13 protein-coding genes are annotated in these 15,359 nt (G+C 72.5%); 5 read left to right on the forward strand and 8 right to left on the reverse strand.

The annotated features are described in order from the left end of the window. The first annotated feature begins 69 nt into the window (after positions 1–69). Together ACFSZT_RS19200 and ACFSZT_RS19205 are read left to right on the forward strand one after the other, a co-directional pair. A complete protein-coding gene (locus tag ACFSZT_RS19200) occupies positions 70–951 on the forward strand; it encodes a PAC2 family protein (RefSeq protein ID WP_377390977.1) in 882 nt (293 codons plus the stop codon). Between the two features lie 5 nt (positions 952–956). Further along, positions 957–2,090: an MFS transporter gene (locus ACFSZT_RS19205; RefSeq protein ID WP_377390979.1), complete on the forward strand. Its 1,134-nt coding sequence runs from the start codon at positions 957–959 to the stop codon at positions 2,088–2,090. Here ACFSZT_RS19205 and ACFSZT_RS19210 read toward each other — a convergent pair. Continuing rightward, positions 2,079–2,918, reverse strand: coding sequence for a metallophosphoesterase family protein (locus ACFSZT_RS19210; RefSeq protein WP_377390981.1), 840 nt, complete (start codon positions 2,916–2,918; stop codon positions 2,079–2,081). The two genes, ACFSZT_RS19205 and ACFSZT_RS19210, sit on opposite strands and share 12 nt — an antisense overlap. 185 nt (positions 2,919–3,103) lie before the next feature. Here ACFSZT_RS19210 and ACFSZT_RS19215 point away from each other — a divergent pair, with 185 nt between their 5' ends. Beyond that, positions 3,104–4,705: an ABC-F family ATP-binding cassette domain-containing protein gene (locus ACFSZT_RS19215; protein WP_377390983.1), complete on the forward strand. Its 1,602-nt coding sequence runs from the start codon at positions 3,104–3,106 to the stop codon at positions 4,703–4,705. A 23-nt stretch (positions 4,706–4,728) separates the two neighbouring features. Here ACFSZT_RS19215 and mshC read toward each other — a convergent pair whose 3' ends face one another. Then, on the reverse strand, positions 4,729–5,967 hold the full coding sequence (gene mshC / locus ACFSZT_RS19220; RefSeq protein ID WP_377390985.1) for a cysteine--1-D-myo-inosityl 2-amino-2-deoxy-alpha-D-glucopyranoside ligase: 1,239 nt from the start codon (positions 5,965–5,967) through the stop codon (positions 4,729–4,731). 9 nt (positions 5,968–5,976) lie between these two features. After that, positions 5,977–6,588: a TetR/AcrR family transcriptional regulator gene (locus ACFSZT_RS19225; protein ID WP_377390987.1), complete on the reverse strand. Its 612-nt coding sequence runs from the start codon at positions 6,586–6,588 to the stop codon at positions 5,977–5,979. 95 nt (positions 6,589–6,683) lie between these two features. Here ACFSZT_RS19225 and ACFSZT_RS19230 point away from each other — a divergent pair, with 95 nt between their 5' ends. Continuing rightward, the gene (locus ACFSZT_RS19230) at positions 6,684–8,021 is read left to right on the forward strand and encodes a cytochrome P450 (RefSeq protein WP_377390989.1); all 1,338 of its coding nucleotides are present in this window, start codon (positions 6,684–6,686) and stop codon (positions 8,019–8,021) included. A 3-nt stretch (positions 8,022–8,024) separates the two neighbouring features. Here ACFSZT_RS19230 and ACFSZT_RS19235 read toward each other — a convergent pair whose 3' ends face one another. Together ACFSZT_RS19235 and ACFSZT_RS19240 are read right to left on the reverse strand one after the other, a co-directional pair. Beyond that, positions 8,025–9,986: a vWA domain-containing protein gene (locus ACFSZT_RS19235; RefSeq protein WP_377390991.1), complete on the reverse strand. Its 1,962-nt coding sequence runs from the start codon at positions 9,984–9,986 to the stop codon at positions 8,025–8,027. Continuing rightward, complete coding sequence (locus ACFSZT_RS19240) at positions 9,983–11,380, reverse strand: ATP-binding protein (RefSeq protein ID WP_377391578.1); 1,398 nt, start codon at positions 11,378–11,380, stop codon at positions 9,983–9,985. The genes ACFSZT_RS19235 and ACFSZT_RS19240 overlap by 4 nt, the downstream gene beginning before the upstream one ends. Before the next feature lie 77 nt (positions 11,381–11,457). Here ACFSZT_RS19240 and ACFSZT_RS19245 point away from each other — a divergent pair, with 77 nt between their 5' ends. Beyond that, the gene (locus ACFSZT_RS19245) at positions 11,458–12,252 is read left to right on the forward strand and encodes a hypothetical protein (RefSeq protein ID WP_377390993.1); all 795 of its coding nucleotides are present in this window, start codon (positions 11,458–11,460) and stop codon (positions 12,250–12,252) included. A gap of 212 nt (positions 12,253–12,464) precedes the next feature. On the opposite strand, the gene ACFSZT_RS19250 is transcribed toward ACFSZT_RS19245, so the two are convergent. The 3 genes from ACFSZT_RS19250 to fabG all read right to left on the reverse strand — a co-directional run bounded on the left by ACFSZT_RS19250 (position 12,465) and on the right by fabG (position 15,267). Continuing rightward, positions 12,465–13,505: a ferrochelatase gene (locus tag ACFSZT_RS19250; RefSeq protein WP_377391581.1), complete on the reverse strand. Its 1,041-nt coding sequence runs from the start codon at positions 13,503–13,505 to the stop codon at positions 12,465–12,467. A gap of 237 nt (positions 13,506–13,742) precedes the next feature. Then, complete coding sequence (fabI, locus tag ACFSZT_RS19255; protein ID WP_377390995.1) at positions 13,743–14,510, reverse strand: enoyl-ACP reductase FabI; 768 nt, start codon at positions 14,508–14,510, stop codon at positions 13,743–13,745. A 52-nt stretch (positions 14,511–14,562) separates the two neighbouring features. Beyond that, positions 14,563–15,267, reverse strand: a complete 705-nt coding sequence (fabG, locus tag ACFSZT_RS19260; protein WP_377390997.1) for a 3-oxoacyl-ACP reductase FabG — start codon at positions 15,265–15,267, stop codon at positions 14,563–14,565. Positions 15,268–15,359 lie beyond the last annotated feature (92 nt).

Raw genomic sequence — 15,359 nt, forward strand, 5'->3', positions numbered from 1 at the left:
CGTCCCCCGACGAGCGGCGCGGGACATGCGCTGTCTTCGAGCGTCGCCGCCGGGCCGTAGGCTGGCCGTGTGAGCACGCCCTTCGACGAAGCAACAGAGAACCGGCCGCAGCCGAAACCGGTCATGGTGGTCGCGTTCGAAGGCTGGAACGACGCGGGTGACGCCGCGAGCACGGCCCTCGAGCACCTGCAGCTCAGCTGGGACGCCAAACCGCTGGCCGAACTCGACCCGGACGACTACTACGACTTCCAGGTCAGCAGGCCGACCGTCCGCCACGTGGACGGGGTCACCCGGCGCGTCGAATGGCCGACCACCCGCCTCACCGTCTGCCGTCCCGCCGGGCTCGACCACGACATCGTCCTGGTCCAGGGGCCGGAGCCGAACATGCGCTGGCGGGCGTTCTGCGCGGAGCTGCTCGAGCACGTCGAGCAGCTCGAGGTCGAGACGGTCGTGACGCTCGGCGCGCTGCTCGCCGACACCCCGCACACCCGGCCGGTGCCCGTCACCGGCACCGCCTACGACGCCGCGGCCGCGGCCCGGTTCGGGCTCGAGCGCAGCCGCTACCAGGGACCGACCGGCATCGTCGGCGTGCTGCAGGACGAGTGCGTCAAGGCCGGGGTACCCGCCGTGTCGGTGTGGGCGGCCGTGCCGCACTACGTCTCCCAGCCGCCGTCACCCAAGGCCACCCTGGCGTTGCTGCACAAGCTCGAGGACGTCCTCGACGTCGAGATCCCGCTCGGTGCGCTGCCCGAACAGGCCGAGGAGTGGCAGCAGACGGTCACCGAGATGGCCGAGGAGGACGAGGAGATCAGCGACTACGTGCGCACCCTCGAGGAGCGTGGCGACGCCGAGATCAGCCTCGACGAGGCCAGCGGGGACAAGATCGCCGCCGAGTTCGAGCGTTACCTGCGGCGGCGCAGGCACGACGGGCCCGGCTCCACGGGCCGCTGACCCGGTTGGCCGGGACATCAGGCGCCACCCGGGCCGCTCTGCACGTCGGGGCCTTGCTCGGCCCGTTCGGTGGCGGGGTCGTGGCCGCGATCCTGCCCGAGATCGGCGCGAGCTTCGGGGTGACGGCATCCACGGCGGCGTCGTCGCTCACGGCCTACCTCGTGCCGTTCGCGGTGCTCATGCTCGGGTCGGGCACGCTCGGCGAACGCTGGGGGCCTGCCCGGACCATCCGCATCGCCTACGTCGCCTACGCCCTCGCGGCCCTGGCCTCCGCACTCGCACCCTCGTTCTGGCTGTTCCAGGTGACGCGGGGCCTGCAGGGATGCGCGAACGCGTTCACGACGCCGCTACTCATGGCCAAGCTGGCCGCCGTGACACCGAACGACCGGCTGGGCCGCGCACTCGGCGTGTTCGGTGCCATGCAGGCCGTGGGGCAGACGTCGGCGCCGCTGGTGGGCGGGCTCGCCGCGGAGCTGTCGTGGCGCTGGGCTTTCGTGGGCATCGCCCTGGTCGCCGCCGTGCTCGCGGCCTGGCCGCTGCCCGCCGACGCGCGCACGGACGAGGCGCCGGCGCGGTTGCGGGACCCCTGGCGGCGGGAGGTCCTGCTGCCGGGCATGGTCGCGCTCGTGGCGTGGGCGTGCCTGGCCGGAGTGGCGTTCCTGGTGGCGTTCCGGCTGGAGGACGCGTTCGGCCTGGGATCGGGGCTGCGGGGACTCGTCCTGACCGGCTACGGCGTCGCCGGGTTCGTCACGGCCCGGCTCGTCGGCACGGCGTCGGACCGGTACGGGCCGCGGCTCGCCGGCCTGGTCGGACTGGTGCTGGGTGCGGGACTCCTCGTGACGATCGGCGTCTCCGGCGCCCTGCCGGTGGCCGCGATCAGCTGGGCCCTGGGCGGCGTGTGCGGGCAGTTGGTCATCGTCGCCGTCAACGCCACCGTGCTCGGCGGGAAGGAACGCGGCCGGGGCGGGGCGATCTCGCTGGTGCAGGCGATGCGGTTCCTCGGGATGGCCGCGGCACCGGCCCTGTTCACCGCGCCGTACCATGCGTCGCCGGCGCTGGGCTTCGGGATTCCCGCGGCGTTGCTGCTGCTGGTCCTGCCGTTCGTGGTCAGCCTGGCCCGCCGCCCGTCACGCGGGTGAGCTGCCGAGCAGCCGCCGGAACGGGACCGCGCCCCGGGCGCGCTTGCGCCATTCCCGCGGGTAGCCCAGCGACACCTCCTCGAAGCGCACGCCGTCGAGGTAGGTGGTGCGCGGGATGTGCAGGTGGCCGTAGACGGCGATCTCCGCGCGGTAGCGCACGTGCCAGTCCTCGGTCTCGGTGGTGCCGCACCACAGCGCGAACTCGGGATAGTGCAGTGGCTCGGTCGGATGCCGGTGCAGAGGCCAGTGCGACATCAGCACGGTGTTGTGATCGGCGGGAATGGCCGCGAGCCGTTTCTCGCTGATCTCCAGGCGCCGGGCACACCACTCGGCGCGGCTGGCGTACGGGTCGGGCTCCAGCAGGAACTCGTCGGTGCAGACCACGCCTGCCTCGCGGGCCTGCCGCATGGCCTCCTCGAGGGGCGCACCGTCGGCAGCCGGGGTGCGCCAGCTGTAGTCGTAGAGCACGAACAGCGGTGCGATCGTCAGCGGCCGCTCGCCGTAGGGCCACACCGGGAACTCGTCCTCCGGGGTAAGCACGTCGATCGAGCGGCACCGCCGGACGAGCTCGTCGTAGCGTTCCTGGCCACGGTGCTGGTCGGGGTCTTTCGCGGTGGTCCAGAGCTCGTGGTTGCCGGGAACCCACACCACCGTCGCGAACCGTGCGCGCAGCATCGCGAGCGTGTCGACGACGGCGGCCATCCGCTCCCCCACGTCGCCCACCACGAGCAGCCAGTCCTCGGCCGACTCGGGGCGGATCTCGTCGACGAGCGGCGCGTTGCCCTGGTGGGTGACGTGCAGGTCGCTCGTGGCATACAGATTCGGCACGCTCCCACGGTATCCCGCAGGGGTGATCACTCCGCTGGAGATCTCGGGCGGAAAAACCCGTGGAGCGCGGCGCGGCGGTCGCGCTACCATCGTGCCGCGATGAAGAACTGACATCCCGCCCTCACCCGCGTCCGAGGCGTTCGCCCGGCGGGTGCTCCACGTCGTCTCCGGGCCGGTGATGTCTGATGTCTTCCACGTTGTCTCTGCGCGTTCGCGATCTCACGTTCTCCTACGGCGACCGGGTGGTGTTCTCCGGTCTCGACCTCACCGCCGCGGCGGGCCGCCGGATCGGCCTGGTGGGCGAGAACGGGGCGGGCAAGTCCACGCTCCTGCGGCTGCTGGCACGCCTGGAGCAGCCGCAGGCCGGCCTCGTCGAGGGTGGTGGCGACATCGGGTTTCTCCACCAGGAGTTGCCGTTTCCCGGTAGCGCACGGGTGGCCGACGTGCTCGACGACGCGCTTGCCGAGATCCGTGCCGCGGCCACTCGGTTGGAGACGCTCAGCGAGCGTCTGGCGGCCCGCCCCGACGACGAGGCGGCGCTTGCCGAGTACGGCCACGTGCTGGAGTGGGCGCAGGCCCACGACCTGTGGGACGCCGATCGGCGGGCGACGCTCGTCCGCACCGGGCTCGGACTCGGCGACGTCGATCTCGACCGGCCGCTGGCGAGCCTGTCCGGCGGGCAACGGGCCAGGCTCGCGCTGGCGGCCCTGCTCATCCGCGCTCCGGAGACGCTGTTGCTCGACGAGCCCACCAACCACCTCGACGACAACGCGCTGGCATTCCTGGAGCGACACCTCGCGGGGCTGTCCGGGATCGTGGTGCTCTCGTCGCACGACCGTGTGTTCCTCGACGCGGTGTGCACGGACATCGTGGATCTCGATCCCGCGCTGGGCGGACCGGTGCGCTACGGCGGTCGGTACTCCGACTACCTGGCCGCGAAGCGGGCCGAGCGAGCCCGCTGGGAGCAGCGCTACACCGAGGAGCAGGACGAGCTGAAACGGCTCCGGCACGCCGTCGCGGTCACCGCCCGGGACATCAACCACGACCGTGCTCCGGGGGACAACGCCAAGATGGCCTACGACTACAAGGGCGGCCGGGTGCAGAAGCAGATCTCCCGCCGTATCCGCAACGCCCAGCAGCGGCTGGCCGAGCTGGAGCGCGACCAGGTCCCCCGGCCACCCGCTCCCCTGCGGTTCGCGCCGCCGCCGGGCCGGTCGCGTCCCGACGACCGGCTCGCCGTCTCGGTACGGAAGGTGGAGGTACCCGGCCGGGTGCGGCTGGCCGAACTGGACGTCACGGCATCGGCCCGGCTGTTGGTCACGGGCGGCAACGGGGCGGGCAAGTCGACGCTGCTGCAGCTGCTCGCGGGCAGGCTCCGCCCGGCGGCCGGGACGGTGCACCGTGCCCCCGGGATACGGGTCGGCCTGCTCGAACAGGATGTCACCTTCGCCGACCCGGCACGGACACCGCGGGAGCTTTACGGCGCGGCGACCGGTGAGCGCGCGCCGTCGCTCGCCTCGCTGGGTCTGCTGGCGCCGCGCGACGTGAACCGGCCGGTCGGCACGCTGTCGGTGGGCCAGCGCCGCCGGCTGGCGCTGGCGATCCTGCTTGCCGAGCCGCCGGACGTGCTGCTGCTCGACGAGCCGACCAACCACATTTCGCTCACGCTCGCCGAGGAACTGTCGGACGCACTCGACGACGCGCCCTCGGCCGTGGTGATCGCCTCCCACGACCGGTGGCTGCGACGTGGCTGGTCCGGTGCCGAGCTCGCGCTGCCCGCCGCCTGACCCCGGCGGTGGCGGCCCGGCCGTCAGAGCGCCACGCCGAGCAGCGCGTCGACGGCATCGCGGACCAGTGCCGGAGCGGACGGGTCGGTGCCGCCGCGCCGGAGCGCGTCGTCGGCCCAGGCGTCGACGGCGGCGAGTGCCTTCGGGGTGTCGAGGTCGTCGGCGAGGTGATCGCGCAGCCGCGCGATCGTGTCGTCCGCGGCGGGTGCGGCATCGAGCGCCACCGCCTCCCGCCAGCGGGCGAGGCGGGCCTGAGCGGCGGCGAGCAGCTCGTCGGTCCACGCACGGTCGGAGCGGTAGTGCCCGGCGAAGAGGGCGAGCCGGATGGCCGCAGGCTCGACGTCGTCGGCGCGCAGCCGCGACACGAACACCAGGTTGCCCTTGGACTTCGACATCTTCTCGCCGTCGAGGCCGATCATCCCGGCGTGGACGTAGTGCCGGGCGAACGGGTGCTCGCCCGCGAGCGCCTCGGCGTGCGCGGCGCTGTACTCGTGGTGCGGGAAGGCCAGGTCGGAGCCGCCGCCCTGCACGTCGAAGCCCATACCGAGCCTGCCCAGCGCGATGGCGCTGCACTCGATGTGCCAGCCGGGACGGCCCGGACCGAGCTCGGACTCCCAGAACGGCTCGCCCGGCCGGGCGGCCCGCCACAGCAGCGCGTCGAGCGGGTCGCGCTTGCCGGGCCGGTCCGGGTCACCGCCGCGTTCGGCGAAGAACGTGGCCATCGTGTCCGCGTCGTAACGGGACTCGTAGCCGAACCGGCCGGTGTAGGACCGGTCGAAGTAGATGTCGGGGTACTCGGGGTCGTCGGCCCGGTAGGCGGCGCCGTCGGCCAGCAGCTTGGCGATCACCTCGACGATCTCGGGAATGCTCTCGACCGCGCCCACGAAGTCGCGTGGCGGCAGCACGCGCAGGGCTTCCATGTCCTCGCGGAAGAGCGCGGTCTCCCGCATCCCGAGCACCACCCAGTCGTCCTGGTCGCGCTCGGCACGCTCGAGCAACGGGTCGTCGATGTCGGTGACGTTCTGGACGTAGTGCACCTCGTGCCCCGCATCGAGCCACAGGCGGTGGACCAGGTCGAACGCCAGGTAGGTCGCCGCGTGCCCGAGGTGGGTCGCGTCGTAGGGCGTGATGCCACAGACGTACATGCGGGCGACGCGGCCGGGTGCCGTCGGCCGGATCTCGCCGGCGGCCGTGTCGTACAGCCGCAGCGGGCGGGACTCTCCGGGGACACGGGGCACGGCGACCGAGGACCAAGTCTGCATACCCCAACCCTATGCGGGGTCGTCCGGCGATTTCCCGTGCGGTGGGAACGATGCCGACCACAATGCCGAGAGGCCGCCCACGAACTCCTCCGCGGTCGGCGCGCGCTCCGGATCCAGCAGCCACTGCACCGCCAACCCGTCGCAGACGGCGATGACGAAGCTGGCCAGCGCCTGGCAGCGGGGGTCGTCGGAGCTCGTGCCGTCGCCGAGCGAGTCGGCGACCAGGCCGGCCACCCGGGACCGGCAGCGCCCGTACAGCTCGGCGAACTGCTCCCGCAGCCGCGGTGTGCGCTCCGCTTGCGCGAGCGCCTCGACGAACGAGAGCAGCAGTTTGCGCTTGCCGGGGAGGCTGCCCAGCCAGGCCGCCCACGTGACGTGCCCGCGCTCCACCGGCGAGGCGGTGGGATCGGCCATGGCCAGGCGGGCGATCTGCTCGGTCCATTCCTCGAAGACCGCCCCGATCGCCTCGTTGAGCAGTCCGGCTTTGGAGCCGAAGTGGTAGCCGATGGAGGCGAGGTTCGTGCCGGAGGCGGCGACGAGCTCGCGCGTCGTGATGTGCGCGTATCCCTTGTCCTCCAGCAGCCGCCGAGCTGCCGCGAGGAGGTCTTCCCGATGGCCCACCGGCACAGCGTAACTCCACCCGTGTGAGCCTGGACACGTGATCTATACACGCGTATAAAACGGACGTGTAGATCCTCACGCAAAGGAGCGGACCCATGACCAGCGACACCGCCACGGCGGGTGTACGCACCGAGGACCTCACCGCCACCGCCGAACCGCCCGGCCCGCGCCTGCCGCTGGCCGTGCAGACGTTCCTGTTCGGCTCCCACCGGCAGCGCTGGATGCCGCGGCTGCGGCGCCGCTACGGTGACGTGGTCCGGCTGCGGATCTTCCCGGAGCGTCAGGTGGTGCAGCTCGCCGACGTCGACCACATCCGTGCGGTGTTCAGCGGCTCCCCGGAGATCTTCCACGCCGGCGAGGGCAACGTGATCCTCAAACCCGCCATGGGACCGCACTCGGTGCTGCTCACCGACGAGGACGTCCACCTGCGGGCTCGCAAACTCCTCATGCCGGCCTTCAACGGTGCCGCGCTGCGCGGCTACCGCGACATGATCACCGAGCTCGCTGAACGCGAGGTCGACCGCTGGCGGCCCGGCACGCCGTTCTCGTCGCACGTGCGGATGCAGGCCGTGACGCTCGAGATCATCCTGCGCGTCGTGTTCGGCGTCGCCGAGGGACCACGGCTGGAGGAGCTGCGGACGCTGTTGCGCCGGATCGTCGACGTCGGCCCTGTGGATATTCTCGGCTGGCACAACCCGAACCTGCAGAAGTACGGGCCGTGGAAGCGCTACGCGCGTGCTCAGCGCCGGGTCGACGAGCTGCTCTACGCCGAGATCGCCGAACGCAGGCGGGCCGACGACGTCGGCTCCCGCCAGGACGTGCTCTCGCGACTGCTGACCGTCGGCGACGACGAGGACCGGCTCACCGACCCGGAGCTGCGCGATCAGCTCATCACCCTGCTGCTCGCCGGGCACGAGACGACGGCCACCGCGCTCGCGTGGGCGTTGCACGAACTGGCCCGCGACCCCGCCCAGCTCGCGGAGGCGACCCGCGCGGCCGACGAGCGCGACGAGAAGTACCTCGAGGCCGTCGCGAAGGAGGCCATGCGGCTGCACCCGGTGATCTCCGAGGTCGCGCGGAAACTCACGCGCGACATCGAGATCGGCGGGTACCGGATTCCCGCGGGGCACACGGTGATGCCCTCGATCGCCCTCGTCCAGGGCGACCCCGCGCACCACCCCGACCCCCAGGCGTTCCGGCCCCGGCGGTTCCTCGACGGCGGCCCGCCCACCGGCACGTGGTTCCCCTTCGGCGGCGGTGTCCGGCGGTGTCTGGGAGCCGGGTTCTCGCAACTGGAGTCCACGCTCGTGCTGCAGGCCGTGCTGTCCCGCTTCCACGTGGCCCCCGACCGTGCACGCCGCGAGTCGCCGAAGGCCCGCAACATCACGATGGTGCCCTCGCGGGGCGCGCGGATCGTGGTCACCCGCCGCTGACCGTCAGCGGCGGTGGCGCAGGTAGTCGCCGACCACGGCGGCACCGAGGCCGTCCAAGTCCGGCGCCAGCACCCGCCCGCCCGCGCGGCGCGCGAGCAGGTCGACGAACGCCGCCAGACGCGGGTCGTCCCCGAGCCGGAACACGCTCAACGCCGCGCCGAGCTTCGCCAGCCTGTCCACTTCGGACAGAGTCTTGTACAGCGTGCGCGGGCTGGGCGGGTAGTCGAACTCGGCGACCCCGTCCGGCTCGAGGTGCGCGGTCGGCTCGCCGTCGGTCACCATCAGCACCACGGGCTGCGCGTCCGGGTGCCTGCGCAAGTGGCGTCCGGCCAGCAGCAAGGCGTGGTGGGCGTTGGTGCCCTGTTCCCACGCGCCCTCGAGACCGACCAGTTCGGACAGCTCCACCGCCTCGGCGTAGCGGCCGAACGTGATGAGCTGCAAAGCGTCGTTGCGGAACCGCGTCGAGATGAGCTGGTGCAGGGCGAGCGCCGTGCGCTTCATCGGCAGCCAGCGGCCCTCCTGCACCATCGACCACGACGTGTCCACACACAGGGCCACCGCCGCCCGCGACCGGTGCTCGGTCTCCACGACCTCCACATCGGACACATCCAGCGTCACGGCGCCGCCGGATCGCCGCGCCGCCGTCCGGAGCACGGCGTTGCGCACGGTCCGCGACACCGCCCACGGCTGGGTGTCCCCGAACTGCCATGCCCGGGTCGACCCGGTGGGCTCGCCCGCCGCGCCGGCCGACGTGGTGTCCCGGTCGCCGGTGCGACCGCGCAGCGACCGCACCACGTCCGCAAGCGCCGTCTCCCCCAGCCTGCGCAACGCCTTCGGCGACAACCGCAGCGAGCCGTCCGGTGCCCGCTCGAACACTCCCTGCCTGCGCAGCTCGCGTTCCAGCTCGGCGAGCCTGCGCGCGTCGACACCGGCGTCCGGCCCGAGTTGCCGTTCCAGGGCCTCGAGGTCGATGTCCTCCAGCCGCGCGCCCGGGTAGCCCTGCGAGAGCTGCTCGGCGAGCGCGTCCAGCTCGGCCAGGTCGGTCATCGCCTGCGCGCCCTCGGCCAGGCCGAGCGGGTCGCCACCGCGGAACCGGCGGGAGGACGTCCAGTCCTCACCCGGGCGCAGACCACGCAGCTGTTCGTCCAGCGTGGACAGTTGCTGGGCGACGCGCGGGTCGCCGAACGCCTGCTGGGACAGCTGGGCGAGCTCGGCACGCTGCTCGGGCGTCATCGAGTTCAGCATGCGCTGCGCGGCGGCGGCCCTCGCGGCCAGCACGTCGATGAGCTCCTCGATGTCGCGCGGGTTCTCCGGGAAGAACTTGCCGTGCCTGCGCATGAACTCGGCGAACCGCTCGTCGATGTCCTCGTAGCCCTGGGCGTGCGCGGCCAGCAGGGCGTTGAGGTCCGACAGCATCTGGTTGACGCGCTCGACGTCCTCGGGCGTGGTGGACTGCAACGCCTCCTTCATGCCCTGGAACCGCGAATCGAGCAGCTCCCGCCCCAGCAGCTCGCGAATCCGCTCGTAGTTCTCGCGGCCCGTCTCGGAGGTCCAGTCGTAGTCGGCGAGTTCGCTCACCGCGGCCGCGGTGCCGGGCGGCAGCGCGTCGAGCTGCGCCTCCCGGAACCGGGCGTCGTCGGACGGGTCGGGCAACAGCGCCCGTCGTTCGGCGTCCAGGGCCTCGTCGAGCAGCCTGCGCACCTCCTGCAGGGTGCCGTCGAGCCGATGCCTGCGCTGGATCTCGGCGCGACGCTCCCACACCCGACGGGTGAGCTCGTCCAGGCCCGCCGTGCGAGGTGTGCCCCGCCGCAGCAGCTCCTCCAACGCCGACCGGGGTGACGACCCGGCCATCACGTCGCGTCCGATCTCGTCCATCGCGTCGCGCAGATCCGTCGGCGGGGCCAGCGGGTCGGGCCCGTCGTGGTACGGGCCGTACGCGTAGTTCTCGGGCAGGGGTGAGCTCATGGTCCGTACACCGTCGTCGCGTCGTCGGCGTCCTTGGCCAGCCTGCGGTTGAGGTAGAGCGACTCGAGGGCCAGCTCGACGGCCGCGGCGATCCGGCCCGGCGCCTCGCCCGAGCCCACGCCGCAGCGCTGCGCGACCTCGTGCAGCACGGGAAGCTCCGGCAGCGCTTCGAGGAGGTCCTTGCCGGGCACGCGTTCGCCGGTGGCCACGAGGTGACCGTCCGCGACGGCCTCCGCCAGAGGTCGCAGGTTCAGCCCGGCGAAGCGCTCGCGGGCGGTCTCGGCGACGGCCAGACGCAGCAGGTGCACGAGATGCTCGTGTTCGCGGCCCTCCTCACCCGGCTCGAACTCGAGCTTGCCGCGCAGCACCGCGGGCACCGCCTCCAGGTCGATGGGGCGTGCCACCGCCGGTTGCTCCCCGGTCAGGGCGGAGCGGCGCAGGGCTGCGGCGGCGACCGTCTCCGCGGCGGCCACGGCGAATCGTGCCGACACCCCGGAGCGCTGATCGACGACACTCGACTCCCTCAGGTTGCGCACGAACCGGGCCAGCACCTCCACGAGCGGATCGCCGACCTCGGCGACGAGCTCCGCCTCCTGCCGGACCACGCCCACCTCGGCGGAGAGGTCCAGTGGGTAGTGCGTCCGGATCTCGGCGCCGAACCGGTCTTTCAGCGGCGTGATGATGCGGCCTCGGTTGGTGTAGTCCTCGGGGTTGGCCGTGGCGACGAGCAGCACGTCGAGCGGAAGCCGGAGGGTGTAGCCGCGGACCTGGATGTCGCGCTCTTCCATGACGTTGAGCAGGGCCACCTGGATGCGCTCGGCGAGATCGGGCAGCTCGTTGATCGCGACGATGCCGCGGTGGGCCCGCGGCACCAGACCGAAGTGGATGGTCTCCGGGTCGCCCAGGCTGCGGCCCTCGGCGACCTTGACCGGGTCGACGTCCCCGATGAGATCGCCGACGGACGTGTCGGGTGTGGCGAGCTTCTCGGTGTACCGGTGACTCCGGTGCAGCCACGACACGGGCAGGTCGTCGCCGAGCTCGGCGGCCCGGCGTCGTGAGGCCGGCGTGATCGGCGCGAGTGGGTGCTCGGCCAGCTCCGAGCCCTCGATCACGGGTGTCCATTCGTCGAGCAGTCCCGCGAGTGTCCGCAGCAGCCGGGTCTTGCCCTGGCCGCGCTCGCCCAGCAGCACCACGTCGTGGCCGGCGAGTAACGCCCGCTCGAATTGCGGCAGCACGGTGCGGGAGAACCCGACGATGCCTGGCCACGGGTCCTCCCCCGCGCGCAGCGCGGCGAGCAGGTTGTCGTGGATCTCGGTCTTCACGCTGCGCGGCGTGTGTCCGGCGGCGCGCAGCTCGCCCGCGGTGCGGGGCAGGTCTTGGGGTGCAGACGCCATCACGCCTACGACGCTACTGACCACACGGGCCCACGTCGACGTGGAGCGACTCCAGCACGCCGGTAGTCTCGGACGCTGTGTGCTGTCCCAGTGCGACGCTTGCCGTCTGGTCCTCGGCGTGGCTGCACGGTGCCGCCGCGTCCGACAACGCGCTCGACGCCCTCCTCGCGTGGGGTGAGGCGCACGAGGTCGTCGCGGCCGACCGTGCCTCCGCCGACACCTTCGACCTGCCGGTGACCGGTGGGTTTCCCGCGCAGCCGGCCCAGCTGCTCGGCGCGCTGCGCCGGCTCGGTGCTACGGACGCGCGGCTCGTGCTGCCCGTTCCCGGCGACGTGCGCGGGCTGGGCGGTGGCGGGGCCTTCACCGACGCCGCCCTGCGCGCGGGCGAGGCGGTGGTGTTCGCCGGGCTCGGCCACGGGATCGTGCCCAGGGCGATCGCCGAAGGCCTGGTGCGCTGGACGGTGTACCCGATGGTGGCGGAGACCGTGCCCGAGTATGTCGGTCTCGCCGAGGCCGAGCACGGGCTCACCGACGCCATCAGGGACAGCGCGGGCGCGCTGAAGGCCCTCGACGTGGCCAGCGAGCGCCCCGGGGTTCGCGCCGAGCTGTCGGCGCGGTTGCGGTCGCGGCCGGCTCCCGACTGGCCCCCCGGCACGCCGGGACGTGCCCTGCGCGTGCTCCAGCGCGCGGAGGAGGTCGGCGCGATTCTCGCGCTCGCCCACGCCGACGAACCGGGCGGGGCCCTGTCGGCCTCGGCGGCCACCCGGCGGGCCGACGCGCTGCGTCCTCTCGCCGACGCCGTGCGCACGGCGCGCTGCGCAGCCGTCAATGAGGCGGTGCGGGTGTTCGCGGAGCAGGCCAACCGGTCCTGACGGCGAGCACGCTCACCGGTACCCGAGAGCCGGCCGGATCTGCGTGGCGATCACTGTGCCGAGCGTGCACACGACGGTGTCGGCGTACTTGGCGGGTCCGGCCGTGGGTCGCAGGTGGCCGTTCATACGCGGGTATGCCGCCGAAGGCCACGCCGTATAGGACGTTATACACCAGCCTGGATGGGTCGCGGCCAGTCGCGACCCGGGCCCGATCAGGCCGGGCGCGCCGCCGGCTCGCAGCAGCCAGGCGCGCACGGAGCCCCGTTGGCGGTGCAGCCGGCCGCGGGGAACTTCGAGAGCTTGCGGACCTCGGCCCCGGCGGTGTGTTCCCGGACCAGCTCCACCACCAGCTCGGCGAAACGCGGGTCGTGATTGGGCGTCGCGGCCCGGGCGAAGCCCATGCCGAGCTCCTTGGCGCGGTCGGCGGCCTCGTTGTCGAGGTCCCAGATCACCTCGAGGTGGTCGGAGACGAATCCGACCGGGCACACCACGACGGCGTCCACGCCCTGTTCGTGCAGCGCGTCGATGTGGTCGACGATGTCCGGCTCCAGCCACGGCACCTGCGGCGGGCCGGAGCGCGACTGCCACACCACGTCGTACTCGTCGATGCCGAGTTGCTCGGCGACGAGCCGGGCGGCCTCGGCGATCTGCTTGGAGTACCGGTGCCCGCCCTCACCGGGCGGCCCTGCGGCGGCGTCGGCGCTGAGCGGCACCGAGTGCGCGGTGAACACCGTGCGCGCGGCCGTGCCCTCCCCCAGCTCGGCGTGGGCGGCACGCACCGCGTCGGCGATCGCCGCGACGAACAAGGGGTGGTCGAAGAACTGCCGCAGCTTGACGAGCTCGGGCGCGCCGTCTCCGACGGCCTCACGGGCCCGCGCGATGTCCTCGTCGTACTGGCGGCACGCCGAGTAGCCGCCGTAGGCGCTGGTCGGGAAGACGAGGGCTCGCCGCACGCCGTCGGCGGCCATGCGCGCCACGGTGTCCTCCACCATGGGATGCCAGTTGCGGTTGCCGAAGTACACCGGCAACTCAAGCCCCTGGGCCGCGAGTTCCCGCTCGACCGCGGCGATCGACTCGCGGTTGAGCCGGTTGATCGGCGACACGCCTCCGAAGTGCCGGTAGTGCTCGGCGACCTCCTCCAGCCGCTCACGGGGGACTCCCCTGCCCCGCGTGACGTTCTCGAGGAACGGCATCACATCCTCGGGTCCTTCGGGACCGCCGAAGGACAACCACAGCAGCGCGTCGTAGTTCACGACGTCCATTTTCCCGCTGTGGCGGCCGGCACGCAGACCCGGGTTGCGACCGGGTGTCCCCCGGTAACGGCATGCCGGGTCCCGCGGGCTCGACGAGACGGCTGCCGCGACGAGCGGGATGTGCCTCGGCACCCTCCGCCCGAGGCCGCCACCCGCGAGCGCGAACGGCACGGCACCGACCCCACCACACGCGAGGACGGTCACCAGGTGGTCGTGGTCACCCGGTGACCACCGTCCTCATTGGCCAGTCGCGTGGACACCGCCGTCCACCCACACCATCGATCCGGTGGTGGCGGGCAGCCAGTCGGAGAGCAGGGCGCAGATGGTCTTGGCGACCGGCGTCGGATCGGTGGTCTCCCAGCCGAGCGGCGCGCGGTCGCCCCAGCTGTTCTCGAGCTCCTCGAAACCCGGGATCGACTTCGCCGCCATGGTCTTCACCGGCCCTGCGGCGACCAGGTTCACGCGGATGCCCTGGGGGCCGAGGTCGCGCGCGAGGTAGCGGTTGACCGACTCCAGCGCGGCCTTCGCCACGCCCATCCAGTTGTAGGCGGGCCAGGCCACGCGGGCGTCGAAGTCCATCCCCACGATCGACGAACCCCGCCCCAGCAGCGGCAGCACGGCCTTCGCGAGCGCCTTGTACGAGTAGGCCGAGATGTCGACGGCCTTGGTGACGTCCTCGGCCGGGGCGTCCATGAACGGCGCACCCAGGCAGCTCGGCGGCGCGAAGGCGATCGAGTGCAGCACGCCGTCGAGGCCGTCGACGTGTTCCCGCACCCGGTCGGCCAGCGTGTCCAGGTGCTCGGCGTTCTGCACGTCCAGCTCGATCACGGGCGCCGGCTCGGGCAGCCGCTTCGCGATCCGCTCCACCAGCGACAACCGGCCGAACCCGGTGAGCACCACCGTCGCTCCCTGCTCCTGCGCGGTCTTCGCCGCGTGGAACGCGATCGACGCGTCGGTGATCACGCCGGTGATCAGCAGCCGCTTGCCTTCGAGCAGTCCGGACACCTGTCCTCCACTTCGCACGGTTCGATTCGTCAGCGACGGCCACGCCGCCGGGTCAGTGGCCCATCCCGAGGCCGCCGTCGACCGGCAGCACGGCGCCGTTGATATAGCCGGCCTCGTCGGAGGCGAGGAAACGCACCGCGTTCGCCACGTCGGTGACCTCGCCGTAACGGCCCGCTGGAATCTGGGCCAGGGCGGCGGCGCGCTGCTGCTCGGTGAGCTCGTCGGTCATGTCGGTCTGGATGAAGCCGGGCGCGACGACGTTCGCGGTGATGTTGCGCGAGCCGAGCTCCCGGGTCAGGGACCGGGCGACGCCCACGAGGCCCGCCTTGCTGGCGGCGTAGTTCACCTGGCCCGCTCCGCCGGAGAGACCGATCACCGAGGAAATGAACACGAACCGGCCCCACTTGGCCCGCAGCATGTTGCGCGACGCACGCTTGGCCACGCGGTACGCGCCGGTCAGGTTCGCGTCGATCACCCGGGTGAACTGCTCCTCGCTCATGCGCATGAGCAGGGTGTCGTCCGTGATGCCGGCGTTCGACACCAGTACCTCGACCGGGCCCTGGTGCTCCTCCACCTGTTTGAAGGCGGCGTCGATCTGCTCGGTGTCGGTGACGTCGGCCTGCACACCGAAGAGCCCCTCCGGCGCGCCCGAGCCCCGGTGCGTCACCGCGACCCGATGCCCGGCCTCGGCGAGACCGCGCGCGATCGCCAGGCCGATGCCCCGATTGCCACCGGTGACCAGAACGGACCGTCCCACGAAACAACTCCTCCACCGTGTCGCTCGGCCGCCTGCCGCGGCCTGCCGCCGTGAGGTTATCGGCTCCCTGGACGGCGGTCGCGCGCGCGGCG

It is taken from the genome of Prauserella oleivorans (assembly GCF_042685745.1).
GTDB classification, from domain to species: domain Bacteria; phylum Actinomycetota; class Actinomycetes; order Mycobacteriales; family Pseudonocardiaceae; genus Prauserella_A; species Prauserella_A oleivorans.